This window comes from Actinomycetota bacterium, from assembly GCA_014360655.1.
Taxonomy (GTDB): Bacteria; Actinomycetota; Geothermincolia; order Geothermincolales; family RBG-13-55-18; genus JACIXC01.
In genome coordinates this window covers 161997-178942 of the sequence record JACIXC010000001.1, presented here as the reverse complement: position 1 = coordinate 178942, position 16946 = coordinate 161997, and the positions used below count along the sequence as shown (strand labels likewise).

At 66.1% G+C, this 16946-nt stretch carries 15 protein-coding genes; 14 read left to right on the top strand and 1 reads right to left on the bottom strand.

The features are described from left to right. The first annotated feature begins 127 nt into the window (after positions 1-127). The 3 genes from H5T73_00735 to H5T73_00725 are packed head-to-tail and all read left to right on the top strand — an operon-like array spanning position 128 to position 2172. Entirely contained in the window at positions 128-733 is a 606-nt protein-coding gene (locus H5T73_00735; GenBank protein MBC7246292.1) for a phloretin hydrolase, read from the top strand. Positions 734-772: 39 nt separating this feature from the next. Further along, complete coding sequence (locus H5T73_00730) at positions 773-1285, top strand: HXXEE domain-containing protein (protein ID MBC7246291.1); 513 nt, start codon at positions 773-775, stop codon at positions 1283-1285. Further along, positions 1282-2172, top strand: coding sequence for a hypothetical protein (locus H5T73_00725; GenBank protein ID MBC7246290.1), 891 nt, complete (start codon positions 1282-1284; stop codon positions 2170-2172). The genes H5T73_00730 and H5T73_00725 overlap by 4 nt, the downstream gene beginning before the upstream one ends. Positions 2173-2317: 145 nt before the next feature. Here the strand turns inward: H5T73_00725 and H5T73_00720 are convergent, their stop codons facing one another. Then, positions 2318-3217, bottom strand: coding sequence for a MerR family transcriptional regulator (locus H5T73_00720; GenBank protein MBC7246289.1), 900 nt, complete (start codon positions 3215-3217; stop codon positions 2318-2320). 309 nt (positions 3218-3526) lie between these two features. On the opposite strand from H5T73_00720, the gene H5T73_00715 reads away from it, so the two are divergent. The 11 genes from H5T73_00715 (at position 3527) to holB (ending at position 16889) form a co-directional block, all read left to right on the top strand. Continuing rightward, complete coding sequence (locus H5T73_00715) at positions 3527-4570, top strand: alpha/beta fold hydrolase (protein MBC7246288.1); 1044 nt, start codon at positions 3527-3529, stop codon at positions 4568-4570. Between the two features lie 82 nt (positions 4571-4652). Beyond that, positions 4653-5270 (top strand): hypothetical protein, encoded by a 618-nt coding sequence (locus tag H5T73_00710; protein MBC7246287.1) that lies wholly within the window; start codon positions 4653-4655, stop codon positions 5268-5270. 283 nt (positions 5271-5553) lie between these two features. Continuing rightward, positions 5554-6759: an alpha/beta hydrolase gene (locus tag H5T73_00705; GenBank protein MBC7246286.1), complete on the top strand. Its 1206-nt coding sequence runs from the start codon at positions 5554-5556 to the stop codon at positions 6757-6759. Next, complete coding sequence (locus tag H5T73_00700; protein MBC7246285.1) at positions 6756-7568, top strand: MBL fold metallo-hydrolase; 813 nt, start codon at positions 6756-6758, stop codon at positions 7566-7568. The genes H5T73_00705 and H5T73_00700 overlap by 4 nt, the downstream gene beginning before the upstream one ends. 366 nt (positions 7569-7934) lie before the next feature. Further along, a complete protein-coding gene (locus tag H5T73_00695; protein ID MBC7246284.1) occupies positions 7935-10109 on the top strand; it encodes a DNA topoisomerase I in 2175 nt (724 codons plus the stop codon). A gap of 293 nt (positions 10110-10402) precedes the next feature. Continuing rightward, positions 10403-11341 (top strand): malate dehydrogenase, encoded by a 939-nt coding sequence (locus tag H5T73_00690; GenBank protein ID MBC7246283.1) that lies wholly within the window; start codon positions 10403-10405, stop codon positions 11339-11341. Then, complete coding sequence (locus tag H5T73_00685; GenBank protein MBC7246282.1) at positions 11319-12173, top strand: fumarate hydratase; 855 nt, start codon at positions 11319-11321, stop codon at positions 12171-12173. Before H5T73_00690 ends, H5T73_00685 begins: the two co-directional genes overlap by 23 nt. A 7-nt stretch (positions 12174-12180) precedes the next feature. Further along, a complete protein-coding gene (locus H5T73_00680; GenBank protein ID MBC7246281.1) occupies positions 12181-13788 on the top strand; it encodes an MFS transporter in 1608 nt (535 codons plus the stop codon). Positions 13789-13963: 175 nt separating this feature from the next. Continuing rightward, positions 13964-14509, top strand: a complete 546-nt coding sequence (locus tag H5T73_00675) for a fumarate hydratase C-terminal domain-containing protein (GenBank protein MBC7246280.1) — start codon at positions 13964-13966, stop codon at positions 14507-14509. Positions 14510-14948: 439 nt separating this feature from the next. Further along, positions 14949-15605, top strand: a complete 657-nt coding sequence (locus tag H5T73_00670) for a dTMP kinase (GenBank protein MBC7246279.1) — start codon at positions 14949-14951, stop codon at positions 15603-15605. Between the two features lie 141 nt (positions 15606-15746). Continuing rightward, a complete protein-coding gene (gene holB / locus H5T73_00665) occupies positions 15747-16889 on the top strand; it encodes a DNA polymerase III subunit delta' (protein ID MBC7246278.1) in 1143 nt (380 codons plus the stop codon). Positions 16890-16946 lie beyond the last annotated feature (57 nt).

The following is a 16946-nucleotide window of genomic DNA, read 5'->3' as shown; positions in this document are numbered from 1 at the left end:
TTCTGTGCTGAAGGTAACGGGAAAGAGGCGGACGGTCGCGAGGCGGAGGGCGACGCGCATGATGCATGATGGGTTCTTACATGTGCGCGGCCTTCCCGTCACGGAGAGCGAACGGGGGTGATCCCGCATGTTCGTGCACGAGGTCATAGCGTGGTGCAACGGCCTGATCACCGGCTGGGTGGCCAGGATTTCCAGGGGCGAGACAAAGGACGTGGTCATCGACCACGAGCTCCGCGGCGTCACGCCGGAGATGATCGACCGTTGGTGGCTGCTCATGGGGGATACGGAGACCTACAAGCTCTGGCACCCGCGCGATCACATGGAGGCCAGGATGGAGGTCAGGGAAGAGGGGGGCAGGGCCACCTTCACCCACTGCGTTCTCGAGAAAATAGGGGGCATACCCAGCAGGATGCGCATACGCCTGGAGGACCCGGACGCCGTCTCCATCCCCAGGGAGTACGGGCATGTCGTCACGAGCGCCGTCCTCGATCGCAAGGGAGTCCCCTATGCCTGGGTGCAGCACCAGTACGAGGAGATGGAGGGAGGTACGCGCATGCGCTCCACCTTCCGCATCCCCGCCAGGGCGCCCGGATTTTTCGTGAAGGGGCTCCGCAAGCACAACCGCGAGGAGATGGGCCAGTTCCCCGTGTTCCTGCCCGGGCTCCTGGAAAGGATCGACAGCCAGGCACAGGCAGGTACGGAGAACCCCACGGCATGGTCGGGAAAGGATTGACGTCCCGGGAACGGATGAGCGGAAGGCGGTGAGGCAAGCATGGAACACGGCGACGACAGCCGCGTCTACTGGGCCCTGCTGGCGGCATCCTGCGCCCACGTGGCGGAGGAATACGCCTGGCCTGGCGGATTTCTCGCGGCGGCCAGGGAGATGGCCCCCGGGGTCTTCGGCAACGCCTCGATCACCATCGTGGTGGGAGTCAACGCCTCGATGATACTCGGGTGCCTCTACGGGGCCCTGATGCGCAAGCGGAACCCGACATTCGGTCTCAGCATGGCCAGCATGCTGCTCGTCAACTCCGCTTTCCACGCGGCGGCATCGCTCAGGACGAGGAAATACGTGCCCGGCCTGGTGACCGGCCTCGTCCTCTACGTTCCCCTTTCCCTGCGGGCTTTCTCGGCGTACAGGGCCTCGCCGCGATACAGGAGGTCTTCCGCCTGGCGCGCCGCCGTGCAGGGAGCGGCGCTGCATGCCGTGCCCTTCGTGGCCTTCGCGGCGAGGGGAGCCCTGGCGAGGAAGGCCGGGAATGCCGAGCAGGAGGGTTGCAGATGAGCCTGGGGAGCCTGTTCGTGAGGATGGGGAAGATCTTCCCCGACCCGGTGACCATGGAGGACATCCGGAAGATGGAGCGCAGGCGGCTGGCGGCCGAGGAGGAAAGAAAGCCATATTCCAAATATTTCCACAAGGAACTGGCGGAGATCCCCGCCGACGACTTGGAGAGGGTCAACGCGGGACCGGTGGACCCCTCCAGGGCCACCTCCATCCATGACCGGAACGACCTCATGAGGCCGGGGTACCTCCCGGTGGAGACCGGCTACACCGTCATGCCCGACGGCAGTGGCTTCGCCGCCACGCTTGTGAGGATGCCGGGCGTCACCCCCGAGATGCTCGACTGGTGGTTCAACTGGCACCCGCTGGAAGGCCTGCGTTACGCCCTTTGGTGCCCCGTCGCCCATACCGACATAGGGGTGGATGACCCCGCCCGGCACCTTGACGCCTCGGGGGTGCCGCTCCGGGAGAGGAATCACGGAAGCACCCACTACCCGGTGGAGGGGTTCAACGTGCGCAGCGCGCAGAAGCTCGCCATAACCTTCTTCTCGCCGCGCGATTTCGGGCTGGACATGGACATGTTCGAGGCGTCCGGCATGTCCAGGGCTTACTGCGCCAACGTAACGCTGAGCCTGCTCAAAACCCCCTTCAACGTCTTTTTCCACGCGGTGCGAGAGGTCGAGGGAGGGGTCGAATACCGCAGCCGCTACTGGATCGGTTACACCATGAAGGGAGGCGTCCCGGTGAGGGTGAAGCGGCCCCTCCTCTTCAGGATGGCGGACCTGGCGCGCAACAACTGCCTGCACAGCCTCATAGAGTACAACAACCTGGCCTCCTTCCTGCCGCAGCTTTACGGGGAGATGGGCGGGAGGATCGACCTCCCGCGGTGACGGGGGCGGAAGGGGACGACCCCGGGGCCACGGTTTGCCCCGCGTCCGTGGAGGCAGGATCGGCTCCCTTGAGCGACGGGGGCGACGTTCTTCGCCATGCGGTCGCCCCGACCGGCGGCCGTGTATGAACGCGAGGGCGGCGCGGTCAGCCGCCGTCGGGCACGCGCAGGCCATTCATGAGAAGGTCGGTTATGAAGGAGACGACCCGGGAGACGTCGTGCTTTCCTTCGAAGGACAGGTAGATGGCCAGGAACTCGACCATGCCCATGATGGCACGGGCCAGCAGCTCGGGGTCCACCTCGCGGATGAAGCCGCCCGCGACGGCCGCGCGGATGCCGCGCACGATGGGGTCCGCCAGCTGCTTGTGCAGGGCGATGAACTTGTCCCGGGCCGCGGGCTCCTCCTCGGCCATCATCCCCCGCAGCTGGTTGATGATCCCGGAGAAGTACCCGTAGTTTTCCAGGTAGAAGCGGGCGATCTCCCCGGCACGGCGCGGGATGTCGCCGCCCGTCAGCACCGCCTCCTCCACCGGTTGCACGGCGTTGCGGATGAGCTCGTCGATGACCTCCATGAAGACTTCCCGCTTGTCCCGGTAGTATATATAGAAGGTGCCGGTGGAGATACCTGCCGCCGCGGCGATATCCTGGATCCTGGCGCGCGGGAAACCCCTCTCGAGAAAGACCCTGAAGGCCGCTTCCTTGATCTGCTGCCTGCGCTTTTCTCCCGTGCCCTTTCCCGGCGACGGCTCCTCGCGTGCGGCGTGGCTCCCCGTCACCGTGTCGCGGCCGGCATCCCTCGCCTGCAGGACCTGCTTCAGGTAGGCGAGGGGAAGGCGGGACCCGCCCTTGATCTCGCGGATGGCCCGCAGGCGCTCGAGGTGGGCGGGTCCGTAGTAGGCCATGGTCCTGCCGGTCCTGACGGGTTCGGGCAGCAGGCCCTGGCGGACGTACCGGTGTATGGTGTGGCGGGGAGTGCCCGACAACCTCTCCAGGTCCGCGATCTTCAGCAATCCGGGCTCGACGGTCATGGTTTCCCTCCCGCGCATGACGTTGCTCGCTGAACTATAACACAAAAACTAATAAATCACAAACAATAATAATAGTGAAAGGCGGCGCAGTCGCGCAAGACGCATCAAGTTGCCCGTAGAAGAAAAGGGCACGTGACAACGCTTTTAGCGGATCTTTATTATCCGCCGAGTGAAGATGAACGCCGTTCATGCGACGGCGTGGCCTTTCTTGACAGGGCCGGTCGCCGGCGGTAAGAATAGCGATGTAATGAATGAATCTTCACTCAATATAATGAGTATGTAGAAAGAAGGCGTAAAGACCAGTAGCGAGAAAAGGGGGCAGGGGTGATGGCGGAGCATGGTCTCATGCAGGCGGTGAAGAAAGGGGCTTTGTTCGCGGCGGCAGGCACGGCGGGTTGGGCAACCTACAGCTATCGCAAGATGCATAAGCCCGTCCCCACGGAGGAGGAGGCCAGGGCGTATGCCCGCTCGCTCATGGAGAGGGTGGGCCTGGGCGAACTCTTCGGCACCTGGAGGGAGGAGTGGCTGCAGGCGGGAGAGAGGAAGCTGGCCCTCTACCATTTCGAGAGCAAGCCCGGTGACCCGGTCGTGGTCTTCATTCCCGGAACCAGCGTGTACGCGCTGCTCTACGTGGAGCTGCTCTACAAGTTGAGCCGGGAGGGCTTCAACGTGGTGGGGTTCGACCCGCGGGGTCACGGCATGAGCGAGGGGCTGCGCGGGGTCTATACCCTGGGCGAGCTGGCGGATGACGCGCGCGCGGTGATAGACCATGCCGCCTCCGTCTACGGGGACCGCGTGGCGGTCTCGGGTTCCAGCCAGGGGGGCATGGTGGCCTTCTACTGCGCGGCGGCGGAGCCGCGCCTTAAGGCGGCCGTCTGCCACAACGTGATCGCGCCCGATGAGCCGGACAACGAGCGCATGACGCGCTGGCCGGGTCTCTACGGGCCCCTGCTGAAGTTCTCGCGGCTGCCCTTGGTGCGCGCGATAACCGCTTCCCCCCTGGGACGCTTCATGGTCCCCGTCTCCGCGTACCTGGACCTCGCAGCGGAACCCTGCCGGCTGTACCCGGACCTGAAGGGGTTTTTCAGGGAGGACCCCCTGGCGGTCAACGCCGTCAGCCTCTCGGCGCTGGCTTCCCTCGGCTCCACCCCCCTGGCGGTCAGGGTGGAGGAGATCCGCACCCCCATCATGGTCATCCATTCCGGGCAGGACAACATCTTCCCCGAGGATTACGTGCGGCGGGTGTACGACAGGCTGACCTGCGAGAAGGAGTTCCTCTACCTGCCGGCACGGCCGCACCTGGTGACCATCGATTACGTGGATGAGATCGTCCCCCCCGTGGCGGAGTGGCTGAGGAAGGTCATGGGCTGAAGGGCACTTCATGGGCTGAAGGGCACGGGGGCGCCTTGTCGTAACCGCGGGAAATACGGGAAGGGCGCGGGGAGCCGCGCACGTGGAGAAGGAGGCGGTCATGAGCGTGGCCATGCAGGAACGTGGACCATCGGTGGAGGGCCTTGCGGGCTGGACGGTCGAGGACCTCAAGGCCCTGAAGCAGGAGCGGCTGATGGAGCTCTTCCTCACGCTGCCCTGTCCGACCATGCGGGAGATGGAGGGCGAGTTCAAGGGAGAGCTCCTCGATACCGGCAGGTTCTGGTTCATCAAGAAACCCCTCGCCCACTTCGGCCTCCGCTCATCCCTGAACAAGGGAAAGTGGCTGGGCAAGGGGTTCACGACCGTCGCGGAGAACGAGGGCCACGGTTACAACTCCTATGAACGGTTCGGCAGGGTACACCATGTTTTTCCTATGAAGACCAGGATAGCGGCTTCAGTCTTCGACGGAAAGGACTGCTTCGAGCTCGACTACACGGCCTATCATTCCGGCGCCGGGTTCATAAACATGATCGACGAGGTCCGCAAGGTGAACGACGAACTCTACCTTGGCATAGGTACCTGGGGTTACTTCAAGAGGCAGCGCAGGATCCCCTTCTTCTTCGCCCTCTCGGGACCGAGGGCACCCTATGCCGGTATCGACAGGCCGCACCGGGAGAGGCGCCGCAGGTTCACCAGGTAGGGTAGGCGCGGAGAAGAAGGACGGCGGTCTCCTGCCCCCGGGGTCGCCTCACCGCGTGCTCGAGGAGCCGGACCAGGTCGGGAGTCATATTCCGGGACCCGGCGTCGCCTCACCGCGTACTCGGGGAGCCGACGTCAACGGTTACGGGGACGGACCTTGCATGATCGTTTCCCCGCGTCGAGGGGGAGTCGCACGCGCCACAAGGGCCGCCCGGTCGCGGGGCGCGGCACGGCCCGCGTCCGGGAAGGCCGGGGAAGGCCGGATATGACGGAAGGAGGTCGGCATGACGCTCAAGGACCTGTTCACCACCTTCTGCCTGGTCTCGGGTCAGACGGAAAGGGCCGCGAACCGGCTGGGGGTGAGTTACTTCCTCCCCCAGCTCTTCCGGCTGCGTTATGCCAACATGGGGAAGCTCGATCCCGGCGTCTTCGCGCGGGAACTCGGCGACCTCAAGTCCTTCCGGGAGTCCGCGTGGTGCGGGTACTGGAACGGCATCGCCGCGGGGTACGAGGAAGAGGCGGAAAGGCTCCTGGCCTCGCAGGACGCGGAAGAACACGCAAAGGGGAAGGAAACCCTCGTCAAGGCGATAACCTACTACACGGTGAGCGCCTTTCCGGGCACCACGCCCATGAGGATGGAGGCCTACCACAAGGCCCGCGGGCTCTGCGACCGTCTTGTTCCCCTCCTGGACGACCTCATGCGTCCCGTGACCCTGGAGGCGGCGGGGGAGCGGGTGGCGGGCTACGAGCGCTTTCCCGCGGACGAGGGAAAGTATCCCATGGTAATAATTACCAATGGATTGGAGGGGACGGTGCAGGAGATCTCCCTCCCCCTGCTGGCCTACCGGGACGCGCGCATGGGTGTTTTCCTCATGGAGATGCCGGGGACCTATTCCTACCGGCGCCCCATGTCCCCCGCCTCGCAGGACGTCTACCGCGCGGTCATCGAACATTACGCATCCCATCCCAGGGTGGACGCGTCGCGCATGGCCATGGTGGGGGTGAGCTTCGGCGGCTACTGGTCCGCGCGCATGGCGGCGGCGAGCGAGAGGCTCCGTTGCGCCGTGGCCTGCGGCGCGCCCCTGCACCATGCCTTCGGTCCCGGCAATTCCCTGGGCATACCGGAGATCATCGTCTCCGCGCTCGTGAAGGTCACCGGCGCGAGCGGCATCAGGGACATGGCCGCGCGACTGGAAGAACTTTCCTTTGAGGGAAACGACCTCTACCGGAAGATCGAGATCCCCCTCCTGGTCATCAACGGGGACCGCGACACCCTGCTGGGAACGAAGGATTCCATCGTGCTCGCCGCCAGGGCGCCGCGGGCCTTCCTGAAGCTGTACGAGAACGACGACCACTGCGCCATGGGGCATTACCGGGAATGGCTGGACCTCACCTTCGAGTGGCTGCAGACGTACCTGGGCGCCCAGGCAGCTCCGCGGGCGCCGCATAGCGACCCGGGATGTTCCGGGAACGGGAAGACATGGGGATGAAGGTACACTACATGAACTGCGGGACCATGCACCCCCGCGTGGCCTACTGGCTGGCACCGCACCTCGACCGGGTCCCCTGCCTCTGCCTGCTCGTCGAGGCCGGCGACCGCCTGGTGCTGGTGGATGCCGGCTTCGGTGTCGAGGACATGAGGAACCCGCGAAGGTTGGGCAGGGACAACCTGCTACTCAACCTGCGTCCGGACGAGTCCCAGACGGCCCTGCGCCGCTTGCAGCACATGGGCTTCGATCCCCGGGATGTGAGCGACATCGTCTGTACCCACCTGGACAGGGACCATGCAGGCGGGCTGGCGGATTTTCCCCATGCCCGGGTGCACGTCAGCGCGACGGAGCGCGACGTTGCGCTGCACCCCGTGAGCAGGAGCGAGAGGGAGCGCTACCGCCGCTGCCATTTCGCGCACGGACCTCGCTGGGTGACCTACGAGGCCGCGGCGGGCGGCAGGTGGTTCGGCATGGACGGGGTGGCGGAACTTTCCGGCGTGCCGGGGGGCATCTTGCTGGTCCCCCTGCCGGGGCATACCAGGGGCCACTGCGGCGTGGCGGTGGAGACGGGCGAGGGCTGGCTGCTGCACTGCGGAGACGCTTACTACGTCCAGGAGGAACTGCGGGTCGCGGGACCGGCTCCCGTCGGCATCCGGGGCTTCCGGCTGGTGGCCCACGTCGACCACGCGGCGGCCATGCACCAGGTGAAGAAGCTCAAGGGGCTCTTGGGGGACCACGGCGGTTCCGTGCGGCTCCTCTCCGCGCACGACCAGTTCTCCTACCGGCATATCTTCGGCAGCCCGCTCTGACGGGCGCGCGTCCCCGCGCCCTGGCCCGGCGGGATAAGAAACGAGGCGCGGGGCACGCCGAGGCGTCACTCCGTGCGCCCGGGCGGGATCGCGGGAGGGGGCGCCCGACGTCGCCGTTCGGCCCCGCGCGGTTGCCTTTCCATATCCTTCCACCAGAATCCGGAGTGAGCACGACGGGCACGCCGTGACGCGCCCGGGCGCGTCACGCGCGAGGGGAGAAGCGGAGGTACACCCGGCAGGCAGGGACGCCAAGCCCTTTCGGTGTCCTCCTCGAGGGTTGCGAAGGCAAGGGCAAGGGATTCCTTGACGGTGTGGTGTAAATATGGTACGGATATTTGCCGAATGTTTGCCCGGGGGCGGAAGAAGATGAAACTTATCATAACGGAGAAGAACACGACGGCACGGCGCATCTCCACCATCCTCTCGGATGGCAGGGCGAAGCCGCTTTCCAAGTCACGCAACCCCATCTACGTGTTCCGCTCCAACGGCGACGAGGTGCACTGCCTGGGCCTCAAGGGCCACATCCTCAAGGTGGACTTTCCCACCCGCTACCAGCAATGGCAGGAAGTGGAACCGCGGGAACTCATTCACGCCGACATAGTGAAGGTGCCCACCAACAAGTCCCTCATCAAGACGGTGCAGAGCGAGGCGCGCAAGGCGGACGAGGTGATCATCGCGACCGACTTCGACCGGGAGGGTGAGCTGATAGGGGTCGATGCCATCAACCTCATCCGCGAGGTGCGTCCGGACATCAGGGTGCGCAGGGCGCGCTTCTCCGCCCTCACCCCCCAGGAGATCAAGCGGGTCTTCGCTCAGTTGGAGGAGCCCTATTACAACCTGGCCTCGGCGGGTGAGGCGCGCCAGGACATCGACCTCATCTGGGGGGCGAGCCTCACCCGCTTCATCAGCCTGGCCTCCACGCGGCTTGGAAAGAAGTTCCTTTCCGTGGGAAGGGTGCAGAGCCCCACCCTGGCCCTCATCGTGGACCGCGAGAGGGAGCGCCGGGAATTCGTGCCCGAACCTTTCTGGACCTTGAAGATAGAATGCAGCAAGGACGGGGAGAGCTTCCACGCGTTGCACGCGCGGGAGCGCTTTCCAAGCGAGGAGGAGGCGCTGGAGGCGTACGCGCGGCTGACGGACAGGGCCCTGGTGCAGGAGGTCAAGTCGACGGAGAGGAGTGTGAGGCCTCCCGTGCCCTTCAACACCACCGGGCTGCTCGCCGCCGCCGCCTCCCTGGGCTTCTCGGCCGCCAAGGCCATGAGTATCGCCGAGAACCTCTACATAAACGGTTACATCAGCTACCCGCGCGTGGACAACACCGTCTATCCCCCCTCGCTCGATTTAAGGGGCATTCTGCGCGAGCTGGCCAAGAGCGCGGAGCTGGGGGAGCTGAGCCGGGAGCTGCTGAAGAAGGACAAGCTCTCACCCACCCGGGGAAAGAAGGAATCCACGGACCACCCGCCCGTGCATCCAACCGCCGCGGCCTCCCGCGGCGACCTCACGCAGCAGGAATGGAAGATATATGAGCTGGTGGCGCGGCGCTTCATGGCCACGCTGGCCGGCGAGGCGGTTGTGCTGTCGGTGCGCGCGGACCTCGTCTGCGGAGGGGAGCCCTTCATCGCGCGCGGCACGCGCACGACGGAGGAGGGCTGGTACCGCTACTATCCCTACGGCCGCAAGAAGGAAACCGACCTCCCGCATCTCGCCGCGGGTGAGGAAGTGGAGGTCACGGAAAGGCAGGAGCCCAAGCGCGGCGAAACCCAGCCGCCGCCTCGCTACAGCCAGGGCAAGCTCATCGAGAAGATGGAGGAGCTGGGCCTGGGCACCAAGTCCACGCGGCACGCCATCATCGAAAGCCTTTACGAGCGCGGCTATATCTACGGGGACCCCATCGCTCCCACGGAGACCGGTATAGCGGTGACCGAGGCCCTGCGCAAGTTCGCCGACCACATCTCGTCGCCCGAGATGACGGCGCTCCTGGAGCGCGACATGGACGCCATCGTGGAGGGCAAGGAGACACGCGTGGAGGTGGTGGACAAGTCGCGCGAGATGCTCTCCCGGGTGATGAAGCAGCTCGAGGCGAGCAGGGCGGAGGTGGCGGCGGAGATACGCAACGGCATCAAGGAGGACCGCGTCCTGGGGACCTGCCCGGCCTGCGGGGCCGACCTGAGGGTGGTGCGTGCGAAGAAGAGCAAGAAGAGGTTCGTGGGTTGCAGCGATTATCCCCAGTGCAACGTCACCTATCCCCTGCCGCAGAGCGGCAACGTGGTGCCTACCGGCGAGGTCTGTCCGCAGTGCTCCTCCCCGCGGGTGAAGGTGGTGAACAAGGGTCGCAGACCCTGGGTCCTCTGCCTGGACACTTCCTGCCCCAGCAAGAAGGAGGGGGCTCCTCCCGGGAAGGCGGACGGGGATACGGAGGTGGAGACGGACCCTGCGACCGCCGCGGATGCGGGCACGGAAGCCCCCGTGGGAGAGAGCGCGGAAACGGGCGGCGGGACCTCGGGGGAGATCCCCGGCGGCCCTTCCGGGGAGAGGGGGTAGCCGGGGCGCCGGGTCTGCGGGGTCACGCCGCGCGCGCAAGGCAGGCGGCGCATGCCTTCCCCGCCGTCCGTCCTTTTTAGCGTAAGGAGGGGCCGTGTGCGGCGTGTACAGCTGCGTTCTCCCGCGCGACCGCGCGGAGCGTCCCCTTGACGCCGTGGACGGGTACATCCCCACCACACTTTCTCCCGCGCGACCGCGCGGAGCGTTCCTGTAGCGGTTCCGGGAGTTTGCGCGCTCCCGCCGTATATAGGAAAATAGCTTCGTCGTGCTAGGAGGGGGAGAAAGGAGGCTAAATGCGCAAGGTTACCGTCGTGGGCGCGGGCATGGTGGGATCCACCACGGCCATGCGCGTAGCGGAGCAGGGCCTGGCGGACGTGGCCCTCATCGACATCTACGGCGATCTGGCGCGGGGCAAGGCCCTCGACATAGCGCAGTCCCTGGCCCTCACCACGTCTCCCTCCCGGGTGGAGGGAGGAGACGATTACCGGCTGGCCGAGGGCAGCCGCGTGGCTGTGATCACCGCCGGTTTCCCCAGGCAGCCGGGTATGTCACGCGCCGATCTCACGGAGAAGAACGCGGCCGTGGTGAGGGAGGTGGTGTCCTCCCTGGCCGAGGCCGCGCCCGACTGCGTGCTCATCATGGTGACCAACCCCCTGGACGAGATGTCCTACCTCGCGTGGCGCACTACGGGCTGGGACCGCCACCGCGTCATGGGCATGGCCGGCCTGCTGGACGGCTCGCGCCTGGCCTATTTCGCGGCGCGGGAGCTGGGGCTCCCTCCCGGGCAGGTCCAGCCGACGGTGCTGGGAAGCCACGGCGAGGAGATGCTTCCCCTGCCTCGTTTCACCTCCGCGGCGGGCGTGCCCCTGAGCGAACTCCTGCCTCCCGGCAAGCTGCGGGAGTTGCAGGAGCGGACCCGGGACGGCGGGGCGGAGATCGTCTCCCTCCTCAAGCAGGGAAGCGCCTACCACGCGCCCTCCGCCTGTGCGGCGCGCATGGTACGGGCCGTGCTGGAGGACGAGGGCCTGCAGGTGACGGCCAGCGTGCTCCTGGAAGGCGAGTACGGGCTGCGGGACGTCTTCCTGGGCGTGCCGGTGACGCTGGGGGAAGGGGGATGGAAGAAGGTGGTGGAGCTTCCGCTCGACGGCGGGGAAAGGAAGGAACTGGAAGAATGCGCGCGCCGCATCAAGGCCAGGATGGAGGAGCTCGATGCGCGGCTCGCGGGTTCTTGATGCGGCGGAGCTGAGCGGGGCGGTGGAGGAGCTCGCCGTCCAGGCCAGCCTGGACCTGCCCCCGGACGTGGAGCATGCCCTGCGGGAAGCCGCGGAGAGGGAGAGCTCGGCGCTGGCGCGCTACGCCCTGCGCATGATCGTGGACAACGCCCGCGTGGCGCGCGAGGAGGGACTGCCCATATGCCAGGATACCGGCATGTTCCACCTCTTCGTGGAGCTGGGAGAGGAAACCGCCCTCCCCGCCTCCTTCCAGGAGGCCGTTAACGAGGGCCTGCGCAGGGCGACCGCCCGCGTCCCCCTGCGGTCGTCGCTGGTGGACGACCCCCTCTTCTCGCGCCGCAACCGCGGGGACAACACCCCGGTGGCGGTGCACGTGCACGCGGGGGGGCCCGAGGGTAAAGCGCGCCTCACCCTGCTGGCCAAGGGAGGGGGCAGCGAGAACGCGGGCCGCCTTTTCCTCCTCCTGCCGGGAGAGGGTAAGGACGGGTTGAAGCGGGCGGTGCGCGAGGCGGTGCGCGCCAAGGCCGCCCAGGCATGCCCGCCGGTGGTCGTCGGCGTGGGAGTGGGCGCGGAGGCCGCGGGCGCCCTGGAGCTGGCCCTGCGCGGGCTCCTGCGCCCCGTTGGGGAACGCCACGGACGCGGCGTTCTCGCCGAGATCGAGGAGGAGCTGCTGACGGAGGTGAACGCCACCGGCATCGGCGCGGCGGGACTGGGAGGCGAGGTCACCGCCCTCGATGTGCACCTGGAAGAGGCCCCCACCCACATCGCCTGCCTCCCGGTGGGGGTGGTCATCTGCTGCCACGCCCTGCGCCGCCGCTCCCTTGAGGTATGATGGGAAGATGGAAAGAAAGGCAGACAAGAGATGCGCTGACGAGAGGCTCAAGGGTTTCAGGCGCACAGAGCAGGACCTGCAGATAAGACCCGCCGCTTACCGCGACCTCCTGCGCAACCGTGATTTCCTGCTCCTGTGGACGGGGCAGATGGTCTCCGCCGTGGGGGACTGGATCATCGTCGCCGTGCTCTTCGCCTACGTGGACCAGATCTCGGGCGGTCGCAGCTACGCCATCAGCCTGATGATGCTCTCCAAGTTCCTCCCCGCTATCCTGCTGGGTTTCCTGGCCGGGATCATCATCGACCGCCTGGACCGCAAGAGGACCCTGATGCTCTGCGACATCAGCCGTGCGGCGCTGGTTGTACTGTTGCCCTTCGCCGGGAACCTGCTCCTCATCTGCATACTTGTCTTCGTGATGGAGACCTTCACCATCATCTACGGCCCGGCCAAGGACGCCAGCATCCCAGACCTGGTGGAGAGCGAGCAGCTCACCAACGCCAATTCCCTCAACATGCTCACCCTCTACGCCTCCATGGCCTTCGGGACGGCCATCGCCGGGAGCATCATCGGTTTCATCTCCTGGCTGGGCAGGATCAACCCCGGATTCATGGGAAAGGTCGATCCCAACAAGGCGGCCTTCTTCATCGACTCCCTGACCTTCATCGTCTCCGCCTATCTCATCTATCACATAGGGTTCCGCAAGATCTCCCGCGAGGAACGGGTGAAGATGACCACCTCGCAGGTGAGGCAGGACTTCAGGGAGGGGTTCCGTTACCTCTGGGGACAGCCCCTCACCCGCACCGTGCTCCTGCTCACCCTCACCTGCTTCCTGGGCGGGGGGACCATCTACGTGCTCACCGTGGGCTTCGTGCGCTACGTGCTCGGGGGCAGCGGCTCCGCCTTCATGTACATCCTCACCACCCTCCTCTTCGGCATGATGGGCGGTTCCATCCTGGCGGGAGCCCTGGGGAGCCGCGTGCGCAAGGAGAGGTTGCTCGGGCTGGCCATCACCGGCTTCGGCGTGGGGGTGGTGTCCTTCTCGCTGCTTTCCGTGCGGTGGCTCTCCTTCATCATCGTCTTCGCGGGCGGGACCTGCATGGGCTATGCCATCGTGGGCATGGTCACCCTCCTGCACGAGGTGCTGGAAGAGGAATACCGCGGGCGCGCCTTCGCCACCATACAGGTCATCATGCGCGCCTCCATCTTCGCTTCCATCATGCTGGCGGGCCCGCTCGCCGACCTCATCACGGGGCTGGGGCGCCGTATCGGCCTGAAGCCGCTGAACGTATGGATCGTGCGCATCGGCGGCACCTTCGCCGGGGACATCGACGGCAGGTACGCGGATTTCCGCTATTTCCTCAACGGGCCCCAGGTCATACTCCTGCTGGGAGGCGTGGTGATCCTGGTCGCGGGATTGCAGGGGCACCGTTCCTTCAGGCATTGTTTCGGCTGGAAGCGCATGTCCAACCCCTTTGCGAGGGTTCCCGCATCGCAGCGCGCCGACCGGATCGCAGGTGAGGCACAGGCCGAGGCGGCCGCACCCATGGCGGCGTACGGGAAGGTGGCGCAGGAAGACGGGGGAGGGGGAGGCGACGGAGAAAGAGGCGAAACCTGAGCTTCCGGGCAACGGGGATATGATCCGAAAAGAGGTCCTGCAAGAGGACAAGGGTCGTAAGAGAATAAGGGGACAAGGGGACGAGGAGAATAAGGGTATGGGTTGACAAGGGGACAAGGGAGAAGGTGACGGCAGAGAGGACAAGAAGGTAGATATACTGGAAAGGCTGCGGGAGATGAAGGAGGAGATACGCGTCACCACGCCGCTTGCCCTCGAGCGGCGCGAGGAACTGGCGGCGGGGGACCTGCTGCTCATCACGGGCAGGTTGCTGACCGCGCGTGACCAGGCACACCGCAGGCTGGTGGAGGCACTGGAGAGGGGCGAGGAACTTCCCGTGCGGGTGGAGGGTGAGATCATCTACTACGCGGGTCCCAGCCCGGCGCCCCGCGGAAAGCCCTCGGGTTCCGTGGGGCCCACCACCGCGTCCCGCATGGACCCCTATACGCCCCGGCTGGCTGCCGCGGGTATGGCCGCCTGTATCGGCAAGGGGCCCCGTTCCCGCGAGGTGCGCGAGGCCCTGCGCGGGCACGGCGTCCTCTACCTGGCGGGAGTGGGAGGCGCCGCCGCCCTCCTGGGCTCGCGCGTACGTTCCCTGCGCGTGCTGGCATACGAGGACCTCGGCCCCGAGGCCATATACGAGCTCGAGGTGGAGGATTTCCCGGTGGTGGTCGCCTACGATCTCGCGGGAGGGAACATATTCTCTCACCTGGAGGAGGCCTGAGGGACCGGGGACGGGAGAGGTCAGGAAGGGCAGGAGGGGCAGGAGGGGCAGGAAGGGCAGGAAAGCGCACGGCTAACCGCGCTTCCGGCTGAGGGTCGCTTGCGCCCACGACTTGGGACCACGGGTGATCCCTCATGGGTGTGCAAGGGGTCCGCGTGGCGAACGCGCATCGGATGCGCTCGATAATGAAGCTCGATAATGAATATTATCTGTATATCTGTGGACGCGAGTGAGCATTGGTAATAAACTTTGCGCATGAGAGCGCAAGGGTGCCGCGGACAGGCGATGTATACCGCGGGTTTATGAAAGTGCGAGGGAGGCATCGCGGACGCCCGGATAGCGCATATGTCCCGCAAACGGAAAGCGGCACCGGTAAATTGGAGCGTGCGGGAGAGGAAGGTAAGCGGAGGAGTGAAGGCGGGAGAGGGAAGCACGGACCATGACTGAAGGACTGGGAACTCGTAAGGCGAAGAAGAGAGGGGTTTTCATCACTTTCGAGGGGGTCGAGGGCTCGGGTAAGACGACGCAGATGAACATGCTGCACGCCCATCTCATACGCATGAACGTCGAGGTGGTGGCCACCCACGAGCCGGGAGGGACCAGGCTGGGCGAGGAGATACGGCGCATCCTCCTGGACCCCTCCTTCGGGGAGATGCACCCCCTGGCGGAGACGGTCCTCTACGCCGCGGACCGGGCGCAGCACGTTTACGAGGTCATAAAGCCGGCGCTCGATGCGGGAAAGGTGGTGCTCTGCGACCGCTACATCGATTCCTCGCTGGCCTACCAGGGGGTGGCCCGCCGCGTGGGCATGGAGGGCGTGCAGAACCTCAACGAGTGGGTGACCGACGACCTTTACCCCGACCTGACCTTCCTGCTGGAGATACCCTACCGGGTGGGCCTGAAACGCCTGGAGAAGCGGAAACCCGGGCTCGACCGCATGGAGGCGCAGCCCGAATCCTTCCACGAGCAGGTACAGGAGGCCTACCGCACCCTGGCGAAGTTCTTCCAGCACCGCATAGTGCTTCTCAACGGGGCGGACAAGCCGGAGAGCATCCACCACCGGGTGATGCAGGAGGTAATGAAGCTCCTGGGGTGAGTCCGCGGCGCGAATCCTGCGCATGCTTGCGGCGGGGCAAGGGGATCCGGGACCGTTCCCGCACGCGGGAGCATACCGGCGCGGGCCTCTTTTCACGCGCATGGTCCCGCGCACCCGCGGGAGAAACGTGGAGGACGCTTCTTGGAGGGGATCACCTGTTCCGGATGGGGAGAGATATACGGCCAGGAGAAGGCCGTGTCTCTCCTGCGCGACGGCCTGAGGCGCGGGGACCTGCCGCATGCGCTCCTCTTCACCGGTCCGCGTGGCGTGGGCAAGTTCAGCGCCGCCCTCCTCTTCGCTGCCGCGGTCCTCTGTCCCCGGGGCGAGCCGGACGGTTGCCCATCGTGCCGCAAGGTAGCCGCCGGCGTCCACCCCGACCTCCACGTGCTGGAGCCGGAGGGCCTCTCCGTGAAGGTGGAGCAGGTGAGGGGGCTGGATGCCGAACTGAGCGCTAAGGCGCTGGAATCCTCCTGCAAGGTGGCCATCATCGACGAGGCCGACGCCATGACCCGGGAGGCGGCCAACGCCTTCCTCAAGACCCTCGAGGAACCCGCCCCCGGGACCTATGTCGTGCTGGTGTGCGAGAGCAAGGAGAACCTCCTTCCCACCGTGCTCTCCCGCTGCCGCGAGGTGCGTTTCACTTCCCTGGGGAGGCGGGATCTGGAGCGGTTCCTGGTGGAGCGCGAAGGCCTGCCGGAGGAGGAGGCGCAGGGTATGGCCAGGCGCTCTGGGGGCATTTTCGGCCGTGCCCTTCTGTGGGCGCGCCGGCCCGAGCTTGCAGCGCACTGGAGGCGGGGAGTGGAGCTGGCGGCGTCGCTGCGCCGTCTCTCGCTGCTGGAGGCCCTGGATGCCGTGGAAGACTGCCGCGCAACCTGGCAGAAGATGGAAATAGGAGGAGGGGAGGAGGAGCTGGAGAAGTACCTGCGCGCCCTCGACAGGAAGGCGGGGGAGCAGCTGCGTAAACGCTGGGAAGGGAAGAGAGCCCAGGAAACGAGGAGGGCACGGCGCCGCGCGGCCCACGACCTGCTTGATGGCATGGCCTCGTTCTACAGGGATATAATGCTCTTGAACCTGGTCGAGGAGGAGGGAGAGGAGATCGAGGACACGGCCCTCTTCAACCCCGAGCGGAGAAAGGAGCTGGAGAGAGAGGCCCTGCACGTGGGAGCGGAGAGGGCGAGGATGTGCCTGGAGATACTCCACGAGGCGGGAAAAGCCCTGGAGGCCAACGTGGACGAGAAGCTCCTCCTGCACGGCCTCATCCTGCGGCTGCGGGGGGCGACGTGAGGAGGATACGCAGGATACGCGGAGAAAGGTGAGACGGCGCGGCAGGCGCCGGGAGGA

Excerpts from the sequence above, each read along its gene's own strand:
- H5T73_00725 (MBC7246290.1), top strand. The coding sequence starts at position 1,282 with ATGAGCCTGGGGAGCCTGTTCGTGAGGATGGGGAAGATCTTCCCCGAC.
- H5T73_00715 (MBC7246288.1), top strand. The coding sequence starts at position 3,527 with ATGGCGGAGCATGGTCTCATGCAGGCGGTGAAGAAAGGGGCTTTGTTC.
- H5T73_00735 (MBC7246292.1), top strand. The coding sequence starts at position 128 with ATGTTCGTGCACGAGGTCATAGCGTGGTGCAACGGCCTGATCACCGGC.
- H5T73_00680 (MBC7246281.1), top strand. The coding sequence starts at position 12,181 with ATGGAAAGAAAGGCAGACAAGAGATGCGCTGACGAGAGGCTCAAGGGT.
- H5T73_00705 (MBC7246286.1), top strand. The coding sequence starts at position 5,554 with ATGACGCTCAAGGACCTGTTCACCACCTTCTGCCTGGTCTCGGGTCAG.
- H5T73_00700 (MBC7246285.1), top strand. The coding sequence starts at position 6,756 with ATGAAGGTACACTACATGAACTGCGGGACCATGCACCCCCGCGTGGCC.
- H5T73_00670 (MBC7246279.1), top strand. The coding sequence starts at position 14,949 with ATGACTGAAGGACTGGGAACTCGTAAGGCGAAGAAGAGAGGGGTTTTC.
- H5T73_00690 (MBC7246283.1), top strand. The coding sequence starts at position 10,403 with ATGCGCAAGGTTACCGTCGTGGGCGCGGGCATGGTGGGATCCACCACG.
- H5T73_00675 (MBC7246280.1), top strand. The coding sequence starts at position 13,964 with ATGAAGGAGGAGATACGCGTCACCACGCCGCTTGCCCTCGAGCGGCGC.
- H5T73_00695 (MBC7246284.1), top strand. The coding sequence starts at position 7,935 with ATGAAACTTATCATAACGGAGAAGAACACGACGGCACGGCGCATCTCC.
- H5T73_00730 (MBC7246291.1), top strand. The coding sequence starts at position 773 with ATGGAACACGGCGACGACAGCCGCGTCTACTGGGCCCTGCTGGCGGCA.
- H5T73_00685 (MBC7246282.1), top strand. The coding sequence starts at position 11,319 with ATGCGCGGCTCGCGGGTTCTTGATGCGGCGGAGCTGAGCGGGGCGGTG.
- H5T73_00720 (MBC7246289.1), bottom strand. The coding sequence starts at position 3,217 with ATGCGCGGGAGGGAAACCATGACCGTCGAGCCCGGATTGCTGAAGATC.